The organism is Bacillus sp. N13C7 (assembly GCF_026790065.1).
Classification (GTDB): domain Bacteria; phylum Bacillota; class Bacilli; order Bacillales; family Bacillaceae; genus Bacillus.
This window is the reverse complement of the sequence record NZ_JALAMO010000030.1, coordinates 2,501-4,778: the sequence shown is the minus strand read 5'-3', so window position 1 is coordinate 4,778 and position 2,278 is coordinate 2,501. Positions and strand designations below refer to the sequence as shown.

Sequence of the window (2,278 nt, the reverse complement as noted above, 5' to 3'; positions counted from 1 at the left end):
TGATCTTTGAAAACTAAACAAGACAAAACGTACCTGTTAATTCATTTTTTATAAATCGCACAGCGATGTGCGTAGTCAGTCAAACTACTTTATCGGAGAGTTTGATCCTGGCTCAGGACGAACGCTGGCGGCGTGCCTAATACATGCAAGTCGAGCGGACAGATGGGAGCTTGCTCCCTGATGTTAGCGGCGGACGGGTGAGTAACACGTGGGTAACCTGCCTGTAAGACTGGGATAACTCCGGGAAACCGGGGCTAATACCGGATGCTTGTTTGAACCGCATGGTTCAAACATAAAAGGTGGCTTCGGCTACCACTTACAGATGGACCCGCGGCGCATTAGCTAGTTGGTGAGGTAATGGCTCACCAAGGCAACGATGCGTAGCCGACCTGAGAGGGTGATCGGCCACACTGGGACTGAGACACGGCCCAGACTCCTACGGGAGGCAGCAGTAGGGAATCTTCCGCAATGGACGAAAGTCTGACGGAGCAACGCCGCGTGAGTGATGAAGGTTTTCGGATCGTAAAGCTCTGTTGTTAGGGAAGAACAAGTACCGTTCGAATAGGGCGGTACCTTGACGGTACCTAACCAGAAAGCCACGGCTAACTACGTGCCAGCAGCCGCGGTAATACGTAGGTGGCAAGCGTTGTCCGGAATTATTGGGCGTAAAGGGCTCGCAGGCGGTTTCTTAAGTCTGATGTGAAAGCCCCCGGCTCAACCGGGGAGGGTCATTGGAAACTGGGGAACTTGAGTGCAGAAGAGGAGAGTGGAATTCCACGTGTAGCGGTGAAATGCGTAGAGATGTGGAGGAACACCAGTGGCGAAGGCGACTCTCTGGTCTGTAACTGACGCTGAGGAGCGAAAGCGTGGGGAGCGAACAGGATTAGATACCCTGGTAGTCCACGCCGTAAACGATGAGTGCTAAGTGTTAGGGGGTTTCCGCCCCTTAGTGCTGCAGCTAACGCATTAAGCACTCCGCCTGGGGAGTACGGTCGCAAGACTGAAACTCAAAGGAATTGACGGGGGCCCGCACAAGCGGTGGAGCATGTGGTTTAATTCGAAGCAACGCGAAGAACCTTACCAGGTCTTGACATCCTCTGACAATCCTAGAGATAGGACGTCCCCTTCGGGGGCAGAGTGACAGGTGGTGCATGGTTGTCGTCAGCTCGTGTCGTGAGATGTTGGGTTAAGTCCCGCAACGAGCGCAACCCTTGATCTTAGTTGCCAGCATTCAGTTGGGCACTCTAAGGTGACTGCCGGTGACAAACCGGAGGAAGGTGGGGATGACGTCAAATCATCATGCCCCTTATGACCTGGGCTACACACGTGCTACAATGGACAGAACAAAGGGCAGCGAAACCGCGAGGTTAAGCCAATCCCACAAATCTGTTCTCAGTTCGGATCGCAGTCTGCAACTCGACTGCGTGAAGCTGGAATCGCTAGTAATCGCGGATCAGCATGCCGCGGTGAATACGTTCCCGGGCCTTGTACACACCGCCCGTCACACCACGAGAGTTTGTAACACCCGAAGTCGGTGAGGTAACCTTTTAGGAGCCAGCCGCCGAAGGTGGGACAGATGATTGGGGTGAAGTCGTAACAAGGTAGCCGTATCGGAAGGTGCGGCTGGATCACCTCCTTTCTAAGGATATATACGGAATATAAGACCTTGGGTCTTATAAACAGAACGTTCCCTGTCTTGTTTAGTTTTGAAGGATCATTCCTTCGAAACGTGTTCTTTGAAAACTAGATAACAGTAGACATCACATTCAATTAGTAAGACAAGATATCACATAGTGATTCTTTTTAACGGTTAAGTTAGAAAGGGCGCACGGTGGATGCCTTGGCACTAGGAGCCGATGAAGGACGGGACGAACACCGATATGCTTCGGGGAGCTGTAAGCAAGCTTTGATCCGGAGATTTCCGAATGGGGAAACCCACCACTCGTAATGGAGTGGTATCCATATCTGAATTCATAGGATATGAGAAGGCAGACCCGGGGAACTGAAACATCTAAGTACCCGGAGGAAGAGAAAGCAAATGCGATTCCCTGAGTAGCGGCGAGCGAAACGGGATTAGCCCAAACCAAGAGGCTTGCCTCTTGGGGTTGTAGGACACTCTGTACGGAGTTACAAAAGAACGAGGTAGATGAAGAGGTCTGGAAAGGCCCGCCATAGGAGGTAACAGCCCTGTAGTCAAAACTTCGTTCTCTCCTGAGTGGATCCTGAGTACGGCGGAACACGTGAAATTCCGTCGGAATCCGGGAGGACCATCTCCCAA

2 rRNA genes (1 of these 2 only partly in view) are annotated in these 2,278 nt (G+C 51.9%); both read left to right on the top strand.

Annotated elements, in window-relative coordinates:
• The first annotated feature begins 89 nt into the window (after window positions 1-89).
• A 16S ribosomal RNA gene (locus MOB98_RS20570) occupies window positions 90-1,639 on the top strand.
• Between the two features lie 169 nt (window positions 1,640-1,808).
• Window positions 1,809-2,278: ribosomal RNA gene (locus tag MOB98_RS20565) — 23S ribosomal RNA — on the top strand (it continues 2,458 nt past the right edge of the window).
• Together the 16S and 23S rRNA genes form the textbook arrangement of a ribosomal RNA operon.